The sequence below is a fragment of the Noviherbaspirillum sp. genome (assembly GCF_036563305.1).
In the GTDB taxonomy this organism is placed as follows: Bacteria; Pseudomonadota; Gammaproteobacteria; order Burkholderiales; family Burkholderiaceae_D; genus Noviherbaspirillum.
Genome location: NZ_DATCMQ010000006.1, coordinates 142,326 through 156,926, shown reverse-complemented (window position 1 = coordinate 156,926; position 14,601 = coordinate 142,326). Strand labels below are relative to the sequence as shown.

At 64.2% G+C, this 14,601-nt stretch carries 12 protein-coding genes; 7 read left to right on the top strand and 5 right to left on the bottom strand.

Translation table 11 applies throughout. The features are described 5' to 3' along the window. Positions 1-7: 7 nt before the first annotated feature. Positions 8-955, bottom strand: coding sequence for a hydroxymethylbilane synthase (hemC, locus tag VIM12_RS04135; protein WP_331940349.1), 948 nt, complete (start codon positions 953-955; stop codon positions 8-10). 118 nt (positions 956-1,073) lie between these two features. Between hemC and ppc the strand changes: the two genes are divergently transcribed. From ppc to VIM12_RS04115, 4 genes are all read left to right on the top strand, one after another. Continuing rightward, positions 1,074-3,932, top strand: a complete 2,859-nt coding sequence (gene ppc, locus VIM12_RS04130; RefSeq protein ID WP_331940348.1) for a phosphoenolpyruvate carboxylase — start codon at positions 1,074-1,076, stop codon at positions 3,930-3,932. A 130-nt stretch (positions 3,933-4,062) separates the two neighbouring features. Continuing rightward, complete coding sequence (gene argH, locus VIM12_RS04125; RefSeq protein WP_331940347.1) at positions 4,063-5,457, top strand: argininosuccinate lyase; 1,395 nt, start codon at positions 4,063-4,065, stop codon at positions 5,455-5,457. Positions 5,458-5,737: 280 nt separating this feature from the next. After that, the gene (locus tag VIM12_RS04120) at positions 5,738-6,322 is read left to right on the top strand and encodes a TRAP transporter small permease subunit (protein WP_331940346.1); all 585 of its coding nucleotides are present in this window, start codon (positions 5,738-5,740) and stop codon (positions 6,320-6,322) included. A gap of 18 nt (positions 6,323-6,340) precedes the next feature. After that, entirely contained in the window at positions 6,341-8,032 is a 1,692-nt protein-coding gene (locus VIM12_RS04115) for a TRAP transporter large permease subunit (protein WP_331940345.1), read from the top strand. A 165-nt stretch (positions 8,033-8,197) separates the two neighbouring features. Here VIM12_RS04115 and VIM12_RS04110 read toward each other — a convergent pair whose 3' ends face one another. The 4 genes from VIM12_RS04110 to pmbA all read right to left on the bottom strand — a co-directional run bounded on the left by VIM12_RS04110 (position 8,198) and on the right by pmbA (position 12,653). Next, on the bottom strand, positions 8,198-9,277 hold the full coding sequence (locus tag VIM12_RS04110) for a TRAP transporter substrate-binding protein DctP (RefSeq protein WP_331940344.1): 1,080 nt from the start codon (positions 9,275-9,277) through the stop codon (positions 8,198-8,200). A gap of 258 nt (positions 9,278-9,535) precedes the next feature. Beyond that, complete coding sequence (locus tag VIM12_RS04105) at positions 9,536-10,615, bottom strand: TRAP transporter substrate-binding protein (protein WP_331940343.1); 1,080 nt, start codon at positions 10,613-10,615, stop codon at positions 9,536-9,538. Positions 10,616-10,768: 153 nt separating this feature from the next. Then, complete coding sequence (locus VIM12_RS04100) at positions 10,769-11,062, bottom strand: hypothetical protein (RefSeq protein ID WP_331940342.1); 294 nt, start codon at positions 11,060-11,062, stop codon at positions 10,769-10,771. A gap of 226 nt (positions 11,063-11,288) precedes the next feature. Then, positions 11,289-12,653 (bottom strand): metalloprotease PmbA, encoded by a 1,365-nt coding sequence (gene pmbA / locus VIM12_RS04095; RefSeq protein ID WP_331940341.1) that lies wholly within the window; start codon positions 12,651-12,653, stop codon positions 11,289-11,291. Positions 12,654-12,722: 69 nt separating this feature from the next. Between pmbA and yjgA the strand changes: the two genes are divergently transcribed. From yjgA to VIM12_RS04080, 3 genes are read left to right on the top strand one after another with little or no spacing between them, the layout of a single operon-like run. Next, complete coding sequence (gene yjgA, locus VIM12_RS04090) at positions 12,723-13,316, top strand: ribosome biogenesis factor YjgA (protein WP_331940340.1); 594 nt, start codon at positions 12,723-12,725, stop codon at positions 13,314-13,316. After that, a complete protein-coding gene (mog, locus tag VIM12_RS04085) occupies positions 13,294-13,920 on the top strand; it encodes a molybdopterin adenylyltransferase (protein ID WP_331940339.1) in 627 nt (208 codons plus the stop codon). The genes yjgA and mog overlap by 23 nt, the downstream gene beginning before the upstream one ends. Positions 13,921-13,928: 8 nt before the next feature. After that, positions 13,929-14,600, top strand: coding sequence for an alpha/beta hydrolase (locus tag VIM12_RS04080; RefSeq protein ID WP_331940338.1), 672 nt, complete (start codon positions 13,929-13,931; stop codon positions 14,598-14,600). The last annotated feature ends 1 nt before the right edge of the window (position 14,601 follow it).

Here is a 14,601-nt window from a genome sequence, read left to right as displayed (position 1 = left end):
GCCGGTTTCAGCCGGCGTCCATTGCACGGCAGGCGGCAAGGATGTCCTCGGCGCCGCGGGCGGAAAGGATTTCGGCCACCTGGCGTCCAAGCGCTTCGGGGTTGGCGGCCAGACCGGCCGTCTCCGCGCTTGCAATGCGCCGGCCGTCCGGCGTTGCCACCATGGCGCGCAGCTGCATCGCCCCGCCGTCCACCGTGGCGAACGCCGCCAGCGGAATCTGGCAGCTGCCGCCGAACACGCGCGACACCATGCGTTCCGCCCGTACCGCCTGCGCGGTAGCACGGTGGTCGAGCGGCGCAAGCAGTTGCGCCAGATCGGCGCGCCCGCCGAGAATTTCAATGGCCATCGCGCCCTGCCCCGGCGCCGGCAGGCTTTGCGCGGGCTCGAGCACCGAACGGATGCGCTGCGGCAGGCCGAGCCGCTTGAGGCCGGCGGCGGCCAGGATGATGGCGGCGTATTCGCCGCGATCCAGCTTGGCAAGACGGGTGTCGAGGTTGCCGCGCAGCGGACGGATCACGAGCTTTGGATAGCGGGCCGCAATCAGGGCTTGCCGGCGCAGGCTGCTGGTGCCGACCACGGCGCCGTCGGGCAGCGCATCGAGCGATGCGAAGTCGTTCGAGACGAAGGCGTCACGCGGATCCTCGCGCTCGAGGATGGCGGCGAGTTCGAAGCCCTCCGGCAGCTCCATCGGCACGTCCTTGAGCGAGTGCACCGCGAGATCCGCGCGCCGCTCGCTCATCGCCACCTCCAGCTCCTTGACGAACAATCCCTTGCCGCCGACCTTGGACAGGGTACGGTCGAGGATCTGGTCGCCCTTGGTCGTCATCCCGAGAATTTCAATGGTGCACTGAGGATATAATGCCGACAATTTTGCCCGCACGTGCTCTGCCTGCCACATGGCGAGGCGGCTCTCGCGCGATGCGATGACCAACTTGGACGGAGGGGAAACTTTCACGACAGGCTCTTTTCGACTTGACTGATGCTGATCGCAACGCGGGCGCCGATTCTAACATGCACCCGCCTGCAGACCGCGGCCCGCAGCCGCCGACGTTTCCCGCAAATATCCGTTCATCATGACAAAAAAGACACCGGCCGCCGCCGGCGCAGGCAAGACCTCAAGCGACAAGGACGCCCCCCTGAAAGAAGACATCCGGCTGCTGGGCCGCCTGCTCGGCAATGTGCTGCGCGACCAGGAAGGCGACGCGGTCTACCAGGTCGTCGAAACCATCCGCCAGACGGCTGTGCGCTTCCGGCGCGAATCCGATGCACAGTCGGGCGCCGAGCTGAACAAGCTGCTCAAGAAGCTGACCCGCGACCAGACCATCTCGGTGGTGCGCGCATTCTCGTATTTCTCCCACCTGGCAAACATCGCCGAGGACCAGCACCACAACCGCCGCCGTCGCGCCCACCTGCTTGCCGGCTCCGCCCCGCAACAGGGCAGCATCGCGTATGCACTATCGCGGCTGGACGGGGCAGGCGTGCCTGGCTCGGCGGTACGCAGCTTCTTCCGAGAGGCGCTTGTTTCGCCGGTGCTGACCGCGCACCCGACCGAGGTCCAGCGCAAAAGCATCCTGGATGCGGAGCGCGAGATAGCACGGCTGCTGGCCGAACGCGACCATCCGCTGACGCCGCGCGAAAGCGCGCGCAACGCGCAGTTGCTGCACGCCTGCATCGCAACACTGTGGCAAACGCGCATGCTGCGCTATTCGAAGCTGACGGTGGAAGACGAGATCGAAAACGCGCTTTCCTACTACCGCATCACCTTCCTGCGCGAACTGCCCGGCCTGTACGAGGACATCGAGAGCGAAATCGCGGCGCAGTTCCCGCAGCGCCATGCCGGCGACCGCGAGCTGCCTCCCTTCGTCCAGATGGGCAGCTGGATCGGTGGCGATCGGGATGGCAATCCGAACGTCAACGCCGCGACCATGCAGCACGCGCTGGCGCGCCAGTCGACTGCGATCTTCGATTTCTATCTGGACGAAGTGCACGCCCTCGGTGCGGAGCTGTCGGTTTCCACGCTGCTGGTCGGCGTCAGTCCGGAATTGCAGGCGCTGGCGGATGCCTCGACTGACGCCTCCGACCATCGCAGCGACGAGCCCTACCGGCGCGCACTGATCGGCTTGTACGCGCGCCTTGCCGCCACTGCCCGCGCGCTGGGCGCCGCCCATGTGCTGCGCAAGGAAGTCGGCAATGCCGCGCCCTATGCCAATGCCGAGGAATTCACGCGCGACCTGCAGCTGCTGGTCGATTCCCTGAAGAGCCACCATGGCGCCATGCTGGTCAAACCGCGCCTGGCGACCCTCAAGCGCGCCTCCGAGATCTTCGGCTTCCACCTCGCCACGCTCGACATGCGGCAAAGCTCCGATGTGCATGAACGCGTGCTGGCGGAACTGTTCACCCGCGCCCGCGCCTGCGAGAACTATGCGTCGCTGCCGGAAGAGGAGAAAGTCGCCCTGCTGCTGGAAGAACTCGGCAAGCCGCGCCTGCTTTACTCGCCCTTCCTCCACTACAGTGCCGAGACCGAGTCCGAGCTCGCCGTCCTGCGCGCCGCCCGCGAGGTGCGCCAGCGCTACGGCGAGCGGGCCATCCGCAACTACATCATTTCGCATACCGAGACCGTCTCGGACCTGCTGGAAGTGCTGCTGCTGCAGAAGGAGACCGGTCTGCTGCACCTGGACTGGGACGCTGCCGCCGGCGCATTGCAGGGCGGCCGCATGGAACTGATGGTGATCCCGCTGTTCGAGACCATACCCGACCTGCGCTGCGCCGCCGACATCATGCAGCGCTTCATGGCGCTGCCGCAGGTGCGCCGCCTGATCGAGCAGCAGGGAAAGCTGCAGGAAGTGATGCTCGGCTATTCGGACTCCAACAAGGACGGCGGCTTCCTGACCTCGAACTGGGAGCTGTACAAGGCCGAGACCCGCCTGGTCGAGCTGTTCGAGCGCGCGGGGGTCAAGCTGCGCCTGTTCCATGGCCGCGGCGGCACGGTCGGTCGCGGCGGCGGACCGAGCTATGAAGCGATCCTGGCGCAACCCGCCGGCACGGTCAACGGCCAGATCCGCCTGACCGAACAGGGCGAGATCATCGCCTCCAAGTTCTCCAACCCGGAAATCGGTCGTCGCAACCTGGAGCTGCTGGTCGCGGCGACGCTGGAAGCGAGCCTCGCGCCGTCTCCCGGCCAGGGACGGCAGGGCCGGCGCATCGCCGGGTTCGAGAAGGTGATGGACGCGCTGTCGGAACAGGCCTACGCCGCCTACCGCCACCTGGTGTACGACACCCCGGGCTTCACCGACTACTTCTTCGCGGCGACGCCAATCGCCGAGATCGCCGAACTCAACATCGGATCGCGCCCGGCCTCCCGCAAGTCGACCCGCCGCATCGAAGACCTGCGCGCAATCCCCTGGGGCTTTTCCTGGGGCCAGTGCCGGCTGCTGCTGCCAGGCTGGTACGGCTTCGGCAGCGCGGTCACCGCCTGGCTGCATGAACTGGACGACGCAAGGGAGCAGAAAAAGCGTCTCGCCCTGCTGCGTGCGATGGTCAAGGAATGGCCGTTCTTTGCCACCCTGCTGTCGAATATGGACATGGTGCTGGCGAAAACCGACCTCGCGGTCGCTTCCCGCTATGCAGAGCTGGTGACGGACCGCAAGCTGCGCAACAGCATCTTCAAGCGCATCGTGGACGAGCATGAACGCACCTCGGCCTGCCTGACGCTGATCACCGGCGCCCGCGACCGTCTTGCCGGCAATCCGTTGCTGGCGCGCTCGATCAAGAACCGGTTCGCCTATCTGGATCCGCTGAACCACCTGCAGGTGGAGCTGATCAAGCGGCACCGCGCCACCACCGGCAGCGGCGGCAAGCTGGACGAACGCGTGCGGCGCGGCATCCACCTGTCGATCAACGGCATCGCCGCGGGCCTGCGCAATACCGGCTGAGCCTGCAGGCGCCGGCGCAGGACCTGTGCCGGCGCCTGCCGCGTCGCCTTTCCTGGCCGGCGCGCCGCCGGCGCTGGCGTCATCGCCGGCGGCGCTTGTTCTATAATCACGGATTCACCGGAATCCATCCATGACTGCACAACTTTCCAAAAAAGGCGAAGCCTGGTCGGCACGCTTTTCCGAACCGGTCTCCGACCTGGTCAAACGCTACACCGCCTCCGTTTTCTTCGACAAGCGCATGGCCGAAGCCGACATCCAGGGCTCGCTCGCGCATGCCGACATGCTGGCCCACCAGGGCATCATCAGTGCGCAGGACCTGGCCGACATCCAGCGCGGCATGGCGCAGATCCGGTCCGAGATTGCCGGCGGCAAGTTCGAGTGGCTGCTCGACCTCGAGGACGTGCACCTGAACATCGAGAAGCGCCTGACCGAACTGGTCGGCGACGCCGGCAAGCGGCTGCACACCGGCCGCTCGCGCAACGACCAGGTGGCCACCGACATCCGCCTCTACATGCGCGGGGCGATCGACGACATCGCCGCACTGCTGCGCGAACTGCGCCTGGCGCTGCTCGACCTGGCTGAGCAGAATGCCGACACCATCCTTCCCGGGTTCACCCACATGCAGGTGGCGCAGCCGATCACTTTCGGCCACCACATGCTCGCCTACGTCGAGATGTTCGGCCGCGACGCGGAACGCATGGCCGACTGCCGCAAGCGCGTCAACCGCCTGCCGCTCGGCGCCGCCGCCCTCGCCGGCACCACCTTCCCGATCGACCGCGAGCGGGTTGCCCGCACCCTCGGCTTCGAGGAGGTCTGCCGCAATTCGCTGGACGCGGTGTCGGACCGCGACTTCGCGATCGAATTCTGCGCCGCGGCCGCCCTGGTCATGACCCATATTTCCCGCATGTCCGAAGAGCTGGTGATCTGGATGAGCCCGCGCGTCGGCTTCATCGACATCGCCGACCGCTTCTGCACCGGCTCGTCGATCATGCCGCAGAAGAAGAACCCGGACGTTCCCGAACTGGCCCGTGGCAAGACCGGCCGCGTCAACGGCCACCTGGTCGGCCTCCTGACCCTGATGAAGGGCCAGCCGCTGGCCTACAACAAGGACAACCAGGAAGACAAGGAACCGCTGTTCGATACCGTCGACACCGTGGTCGACACCCTGCGCATCTTCGCCGACATGGCCCGCGGCATCAGCGTCAAGCCGGAAGCCATGCGCGCGGCCGCGCTGCAGGGCTATGCGACGGCCACCGACCTGGCAGACTACCTGGTGAAGAAGGGCCTGCCGTTCCGCGACGCGCACGAGGCCGTTGCCCACGCGGTGCGTGCCTGCGAACAGCGCGGCTGCGACCTGGCCGACCTCACCCTGCAGGAGATGCAGGCCTTCTCGCCGCTGATCCAGTCTGACGTTTTCACGGTACTGACCCTGGAAGGCTCGGTCGCCGCCCGCGACCACATCGGCGGCACCGCCCCGGCCCAGGTCAGGGCCGCAATCGCCTTCCACCGCAACGCCCTCTCCTGAGCTCCCTCCACGCGCCGCCATCCGGCGGCGCGGCACCGATTCCTGCCAAAAACAAGCCTGTTTTCAACGGAATGCGTATTTCCACGTAAGCGCAACTGATTGAAAACATGAAAAAATTCCGCTGGTTTGCATATCCGAACGAAAAGTTCCCCGGCATCCCCGGACACTGGTCGCCGGCTGTATGAAATGACATATACTCCCCCGAGCCCGAAGTCGGCACGGCGCCGATCAAAACAACCAGGCGGCCGGGGAAACAGGTTTTTAATCATGGAGACAAATCATGTCTTTTTTGCTCTCGCTATCGAGGTTCATTGACGCGCTCAATGAAAAGATTGGCAGTGCGGTCAGCTGGGCACTGTTCATCTCGGTCCTCATCTGTACCGGCAATGCGCTCGTGCGCTACGTCCTGCACACCAGCTCCAACGCCTGGCTCGAAATCCAGTGGTACCTGTTCTCGGCGATCTTCCTGCTGGGCGCTTCCTACACGCTGCGCCGCAATGAGCATGTGCGCATCGACGTGGTGGCCAGCCGCTTCTCCAAGCGTACCCAGGTCTGGATCGACATCTTCGGCTTCTTCACTTTCCTGCTGCCGATGACGCTGATCATCCTTTACTACGCCATCCCCTACGCCTGGATCTCGATCGAGAGCCAGGAGATGTCGAGCAATGCCGGCGGCCTGATCATCTGGCCGGCCAAGCTGCTGATTCCGGTGGGCTTCCTGCTGCTGACGCTGCAGGGTCTCTCCGAGATCATCAAACGCATCGGCTACCTGCAGGGCAAGGTGGATGCGAGCGCATTCGAAAAGCAAGCGACGACGCCCGAAGAGGAAATCGAGGCGATCAAAGCAGCAAACAAAATCAACTGATCGCCGGAGACAAATGTTATGGAGCAGTTTCTCATTGCGAACATGGCGCCGATCATGTTCGGCGCCCTCGTCGTATTCCTGCTGTCGGGCTTCCCGGTAGCATTCTCGCTCGCCGCCAACGGCTTGTTCTTCGGCCTGCTCGGCATCGAACTCGGCCTGTTGCAACCCGCGCTGCTGCAGGCGCTGCCGAACCGGGTGTTCGGCATCATGGCCAACGACACCCTGCTGGCGATTCCGTTCTTCACCTTCATGGGCCTCATTCTCGAGCGCTCCGGCATGGCGGAGGACCTGCTGGACACCATCGGGCAGCTGTTCGGCCCGATCCGCGGCGGCGTCGCCTATGCGGTGATCTTCGTCGGCGCGCTGCTGGCGGCGACCACCGGCGTCGTGGCCGCCTCGGTGATCTCGATGGGCCTGATCTCGCTGCCGGTGATGCTGCGCTACGGCTATGACAAGCGGATTGCCTCCGGGGTCATCGCCGCCTCGGGAACCCTCGCGCAGATCATTCCGCCCTCTCTCGTGCTGATCGTGATGGCAGACCAGCTTGGGCGTTCGGTCGGTGACATGTACAAGGCGGCATTTGTACCCGGCCTGCTGCTGACCGCGATGTACGCCGGCTACGTTTTGGCCATATCGATCTTCAAGCCGCACGCCGTTCCCGCCCTGCCGTTGGAAGCGCGCAACCTGCGCGAGCCGAACGGCAAGAGCGGCGTCGTCTCTCTGCTCGTGCTAGTGGCGCTTGCGACAGCTGCCTCCTTCGGTTTTGCCGAGTACTACTTCTCCGGCCACCCGACTGCGAAGCCGGATGAGATCGGCATCTATTCGGCCGGCGTTGGCATCATTGGCGCCTTCGTGCTCGCCGTACTGAACCGCAAGCTGAAGCTTGGCCTGCTGTCGCGCATGGCAGAAAAAGTCGTGTTCGTGCTGATCCCGCCGCTGGCGCTGATCTTCCTGGTGCTCGGGACCATCTTCGTTGGCATCGCCACCCCAACGGAAGGTGGCGGCATGGGCGCGGCAGGCGCGCTGATCCTGGCAATGATGAACCGCCGCCTGACGTTCTCGCTGATGAAGCAGGCAATGGATTCGACCACGCGCCTGTCCTGCTTCGTGGTGTTCATCCTGATCGGTTCCTCTGTGTTCGGCCTGACCTTTCGCGCCGTCAATGGCGACCTCTGGGTCGAGCATCTGCTGACCTCGCTCCCGGGCGGCCAGATGGGCTTCCTGATCGTGGTCAACCTGCTGTTCTTCGGCCTCGCCTTCTTCCTCGACTTCTTCGAGTTGGCCTTCATCCTGGTGCCGCTGGTGGGACCGGTGGCCGAGAAGCTGGGCATCGACCTGATCTGGTTCGGCGTGCTGCTGGGGGTGAACATGCAGACCTCGTTCATGCACCCGCCGTTCGGCTTCGCGCTGTTCTATCTCCGGTCCGTCGCGCCCAGGGAAGTCAAGACATCGGACATCTACTGGGGTGCGGTACCCTTCGTGCTGATCCAGATCATCATGGTGGCGTTGATCATCGCCTTCCCGAACATTGTGTCGGTAGCCGAGAAGACCGACATGAAGGAACAGCTCGAGCTCAAGATCGAGACGCCGATGATGCAGCCGGAATCGAGCGGGTCCGAGCCGCAGCTCAACTTCTCGACGGAAGGCGAGACCACCGCGCCAAGCGAGGAGCCGCAGCTGAACTTCTCCACCGACGAAGAAAAGAAGTAAGCGCCTCGCTCCCGCAGCGCTTCATCCAAACCCCGCATGGCGCTGCCCTGCGGGGTTTTTTTCTTGCCCGCGCCGCAAGCATCGGCGAAAAAAAACCGCCGCGTCTGCACGCGGCGGTTTTCGGTATTGCGCCCGGTACAGCGACCGGGACGCGCATCCGGGTTCTTACTTGCGGGCTGCCATGAAGTTCTGCAGCGGGTACTCGGCCACCGAGAACCACTGGTTCTGGTCGCGCTGGAAGCGCTTGTACGGCTCCCAGATCTTCTTGAACTTGGCGTTCTTCGATGCTTCCTCTTCCATGGTCGTCATGGCCGCCTTGTAGGAGGCTTCCATGATCTCCTTGGAGAAGAAACGCAGCTTGGCGCCGTTCTTGATCAGGCGGGCGAGTGCCGGCGGGTTCTTCGCATCGTAGGCTGCCTGCATCGTGACGTGCGCCTCGTAGGACGCGGCCTCGATCGCATGGTGGTAGTCCTGCGGCAGCTTTTCCCATTCCTTGATACCGACGTAGAACGACAGCTGCGCACCGGCTTCCCACCAGCCCGGCGCGTAGTAGTACGGCGCGACCTTGTAGAAGCCGAGCTTCTCGTCGTCATAGGGGGTGGTCCATTCGACGGCGTCCAGCGTGCCCTTCTCCAGCGCCGGGTAGATGTCGGCGCCGGCCAGCTGCTGCGGCACCAGGCCCAGCGGCGCCATCACGCGGCCGGCGAATGCGCTGATGCGCATCTTCAGGCCCTTGATGTCGTTCAGCGTCTTGATCTCCTTGCGGAACCAGCCACCCATCTGCGCGCCGGTATTCCCGCCCAGGAAGTTCACCACGCCGTAGTCACGGTAGAACTCGCGCAGCAGGTCGCGGCCGCCGCCCTGGTCGAACCAGGCGGTCTGCTGGCGGGAGTTCATGCCGAACGGGACCGCGCAGTCGAACGCAAACGTCGGATCCTTGCCGAAATAGTAATACGGTGCCGTGTGGCCCATCTCCACGGTGCCGTTTTGCACTGCATCGACCACCTGCAGCGGCGGAACGATCTCGCCGCCTGCGAACACGCGGATGTTCAGCTTGCCGCCGGTAAGCTGGGCGACGCGGCGGCTGAATACTTCAGCCGTGCCAAACAGCGTGTCCAGCGATTTCGGGAAGCTCGACGCGAGGCGCCAGTTGAGCGTCGGCTGCGACTGTGCCAGTGCAGGCGCGGCCAATGCGCCGACCGCGCCACCGACTGCCGCTTTTTTTAGAAAGGAACGACGTTCCATTTTGTCTCCTGTAGAAAAGAAGCTTCATTTCCAGCGCATCGCTACGTAATAGTACGTAGCTGATTCACTTGTTTCGGGCCGGGGGGAACAACTGCCCGTTTCCGGCACCGTCGAAGCATGCCATGAATAGAAAATAATTACCATTTTTCAGGAGACCGGCGGCCCTGGTACGGCGCCTGTCGCCACTGCCTCGCACCCGAAAAAAAACCCGCAGCGGGTAGGCTGCGGGTTTCCGGTGGGGCCATGCCCCCGCCTGGATTACTTGCGGGTGATCATGAAATTCTGGAGCGGGACTTCAGCGACCGAGAACCACTGGTTCTGGTCCTGGCGGAAGCGCTTCCACGGTTCGTAGATCTTCTTGAACTTGGCGTTCTTCGAAGCCTCTTCCTCCATCACCGTGTTGGTCGCCTTCCAGCAGGCTTCCATGATCTCCTTGGAGAACTGGCGCAGCTTCACGCCGTTCTTCAGCAGACGGGCAAGCGCTGCCGGGTTGCGGGCGTCGTACTCCGCCTGCATCGTCACGTGCGCTTCGTAGGAAGCAGCCTCGACGGCTGCCTGGTACTCCTTCGGCAGTTTTTCCCATTCCTTGATGCCGATGTAGAAGGAGACCTGGAGGCCCGCTTCCCACCAGCCCGGGGTGTAGTAGAACGGCGCGACCTTGTTGAAGCCCAGCTTCTCGTCATCGTACGGGCCGATCCACTCGGCGGCGTCGATGGTGCCCTTTTCCAGCGCCGGGTAGATGTCGCCGCCGGCGATCTGCTGGGGCACCAGGCCGAGGTTCTGCAGCACGCGGCCGGCAAATCCGCCGACGCGCATCTTCAGGCCGTTCAGGTCCTGCACGGTCTTGACTTCCTTGCGGAACCAGCCGCCCATCTGCGCGCCGGTGTTGCCGCCCATGAAGTTGACGATGCCATAGTCCTTGAAGAACTCGCGGGTCAGCGCCTTGCCGCCGCCCTGGTCCCACCATGCGGTCTGCTGGCGGGAGTTGAGGCCGAACGGGACGACGCCGTCGAATGCAAACGTCGGATCCTTGCCGAAGTAGTAGTACGACGCGCTGTGGCCGATCTCGACCGTGCCAGCCTGCACCGCATCCATCACCTGCAGGGCCGGGACGATCTCGCCGCCGGCAAACACGCGGATGTTGAACTTGCCTCCCGTGAGCGCGGAGACCCGCTTGGAGAAGGTCTCGGCCGCGCCATAGATGGTGTCGAGCGACTTCGGGAAGCTCGACGCCAGGCGCCAGTTGATGGTGGGGAGGGTTTGCGCGAGGGCCGGTGCAGCGACTGCGCCAACCGAGGCGCCGACTGCCGCCTTCTTGATGAACGAACGACGTTCCATTTCGTCTCCTATGGAATGAAGCAATGAAAGTTGTTTTTGGTGGCCGCCCTGCCCGCTGGCGGAAAGCCGGTTCTTGCCGGAAGCGATTCTAGGTTGGCAAATGCGGTGGTAGCAACAGGAAACGCGCAGTTGCGTAACAGCGCTTAAGTGGAATTACGTAGAGCGGGGATCGGGGGTGAGGCACGATGCAGCGCGCATTTCGATCTTCCTCACGCTGGGCGCGGTGTGCATTGCCCGCGTCATCGATACGCTGGTATCGCTGATCCGGCAAATGACGCTGCTTTCCTGCTGCTGCTTGACGCAGAAGTGTGCCGCACGCGTCGCGGGGTCTGCCAGGTCGTCCTCGCCCTGTTCGCGCGATGGCGTGCCGGTCGCAGGACTTCTGCTGATCGTCGGCATCGAGCGCATGATGTCGCAAGCGCGGCGGTCGAGCAAGCGGATCGGCAATGCCGACGCCACCGTCGGCATCCGCAAGCGGACCGGCGACCTCGACCGCGTAAAGCTGAAGCGGATGCTGAACAAGGGGACGCCGGACAAGGCTGATGCCCACGGCGCAGTGCCGGATCAGCGCGATGAACGCATGCCGAAGGCGACGCCGCCGCAAACGCCCTGCCGGCAGGCGCCCACAAAAAAGGCCCGCGCATGCGAGCCTGTCTGCTTCTGCCGGCTTCGTTCAGTTTCCGGCGACGGTCATGTTCTCAACGAGCACCGAGCCGATCACTTTGCCGCCGCGCACAACAGTGTCGGTTCCGATACCAACGATCTGCCGGAACATCTCCTTCAGGTTGCCGGCGATCGTGATCTCTTCCACCGGATACTGGATCTGGCCGTTCTCCACCCAGTAGCCGGAGGCGCCCCGGGAGTAATCGCCGGTCACGTAGTTGACACCCTGCCCCATCAGCTCGGTCACCAGCAAGCCGGTGCCCAGCTTCTTCAGCATCGCCCTGAAATCATCGCCGGGCGCGGTCAGCAGCGAAGTCATGGCCAGGTTGTGTGCGCCTCCGGCATTGCCGGTCGTCTGCATGCCGAGCTTGCGCGCCGAGTAGGTCGACAGGAAGTATCCATGCACGATGCCATCGCGCACCACTTCACGCCGGCGCGTCCGTACGCCCTCCTCGTCGAAAGGCGCGGACCCGACCGCGCCGGGAATGTGGGGATCCTCCAGCACCTGGACATGGGGTGCGAACACCTGCTTGCCGAGCGCATCGAGCAGGAAAGAGGACTTGCGATACAGCGCGCCGCCCGAAACCGCCTGCACGAAGGCGCCAAGGAGGCCGGCGGCCAGCGGCGCCTCGAACAGTACCGGGCACTTGCGGGTACCGAGCTTGCGCGCGTTGAGCCGGGCCAGCGCGCGTTCGGCCGCATAGCGGCCTACCGCCTCGGGCTCGGCCAGCAGGCGTGGATCGCGTGCCGACGTGTACCAGTCATCGCGTTGCATGTTGCCGCCGCGCCCGGCGATCGGCGCCACCGAGAGGGTATGCCGCGAATAAGGATATCCGCCGCTGAAGCCGCGGCTGTTGGCAAGGACGAAGTGCGACTGCTCGGTATAGACGCTGGCGCCTTCGCTGTTGGTGATCCGCTTGTCGACGTCAAATGCGGCCGCCTCGCAGCGGGTGGCGATTGCGACAGCCTCCTCCGTCGATATCGGCCACGGATAGCACAGCTGCAGGTCGCGCGGCTCCATCTCCAGCATCTCGGCTTCGGGCAGGCCTGCGCAATCGTCCTCGGCGGTGAAGCGGGCGATATTGTAGGCGGCCTCGACAGTGTCCCTCAACGAACGCTCCGAGAAATCGGAGGTGCTTGCGTTGCCGCGTCGGATATGGCGTTCCTCGCCCAGATGAATGCTGACGTTGATGCCCTTGTCCTTGTTCTGCTCGATCGTCTCGATCTTTCCCTTGCGAACGGTGACCGCCAGGCCGCTGCCCTCGCTGATCTCGACCACTGCGCCAGACGCACCTTTTTCCTTCGCGTAACGCAGGACGTCCTGCGCGAGCTGCTGCAACTGTTCCTGGCCATGGGTAAATACGGGATCACTCATCGGGCTGTTCTTGGTATCGAATTAAAAGGGTTATCATAGCAGTCGTTTTCACACAGGCTTCATTTGACCATGGTTAATCCGAACAGGGGCGGCGGCGGCGTCGGCTTCAGCTCCGCCGAATTCGAACAGAAGTACGATCGTCCCTCCAAATCGCAGCTCAAGCGGGAGATGACCGCGCTGCAGGAACTCGGGGAAGAACTGGTTTCCCAGCCGAAGGACCGCGTGATGCGGGTGCCGATGCCGGAAGATGTGCGCGAAGTCATCCTGGAGTGCCAGAAGATCAAGGACCATGAAGGTCGCCGCCGGCAGATGCAATTCGTCGGCAAGAAGATGCGCACGCTCGAGGAAGACGAAGTGGCTGCGATCCAGAAGGTGCTCGACAGCTGGAAAGGCGCATCCAAGGCCGAGACCGCGGCAATGCATGCCCTCGAACGCCGGCGCGACAAGCTGCTTGCCGACGACGCAGCGCTGACCGAACTCAAGGCCGACCACCCCTCGGTCGACGTGCAGCAACTGCGCACCCTGATTCGCAACGCGCGCAAGGAACAGGCAGAGAACAAGCCTCCCAAGGCCTACCGCGAAATCTTCCAGATTCTCAAGCAGCTGCAGGCGGCGCCCGCGCCGTCCAGCGACCAAGAGCATGACCAGCCTGAAGAAGAGTAACCCGGACGAGCTGACGATCGGCCTGGTGTCGATCTCGGATCGCGCCTCTTCCGGCGTGTATGAAGACCAGGGCATTCCCGCCCTGCGCGACTGGTTCTCCGCCGCGCTGCGCAGCCCCTGGAACATGGTCACCCGGCTTATCCCCGACGAGCAGGCCCGGATCGAGGAAACCCTGATCGAGCTGGTCGACGACGTCTGCTGTGACCTGGTGCTGACGACCGGGGGCACTGGTCCCGCGCGCCGCGACCTCACCCCGGAAGCGACGCTTGCGGTCGCAACCAAGCTCATGCCGGGGTTCGGGGAGCAGATGCGGCAGATCAGCCTGCGTTTCGTCCCGACTGCGATCCTGTCGCGCCAGGTGGCGGTCATCCGCGAGACCGCGGACCATGCGGCGCTGATCATGAACCTTCCCGGCCAGCCGAAATCGATACGCGAGACGCTGGAAGGCCTGAAGGACGCCGACGGCAAGCAGCTGGTGCCAGGCATCTTTGCCGCGGTGCCTTACTGCATCGATCTGATCGGCGGGCCCTACATCGAGACCGACGACGCGGTGTGCAAGGCCTTCAGGCCGAAATCGGCAATCCGCAACCAACCTGCTGCCTGATGCAAGAGATGAACGACCCCGCACTGGAAACAATCGAGATAGAGTCCGGCCCCAATCCCACTGCGGCTGTCATCTGGCTTCATGGTCTCGGCGCAGATGGAAACGACTTCGTTCCCATTGTGCGCGAACTGGACCTGCGAGGATGCCCGCCGATCCGGTTCGTATTTCCGCATGCGCCGGCCATGCCGGTCACGATCAACAACGGCTATGTGATGCGCGCCTGGTACGACATCCTCGGCACCGACCTGAGCCGACGCGAGGACGAAGCCGGCCTGCGCAAATCACAGGCGCTGGTCGAGGGGCTCGTCGCGCAACAGAAGGCACGCGGCATTCCTGTCTCCCGCATTGTCCTTGCCGGCTTCTCGCAAGGTTGCGCCATGACCCTGCAGACCGGGCTGCGGCACCCGGAACGGTTTGCCGGTCTCCTGTGCCTGTCCGGCTACCTGCCTATCCATGCCACGGTGGCCGAAGAACGACACGCCGCCAACCACGACACGCCCATCTTCCTGGCCCACGGCCGCGGCGACCCTGTCATCCCGATCGACCGCGCCGAGAAATCCCGCGACATCCTGCAGGCGCTCGGCTACCAGGTGGAGTGGCATGCATACGCGATGCCGCACTCGGTGTGTCCGGAAGAGATCGCGGACGTCGGCCGCTGGCTGCAGCGCACCCTCGCCTGAC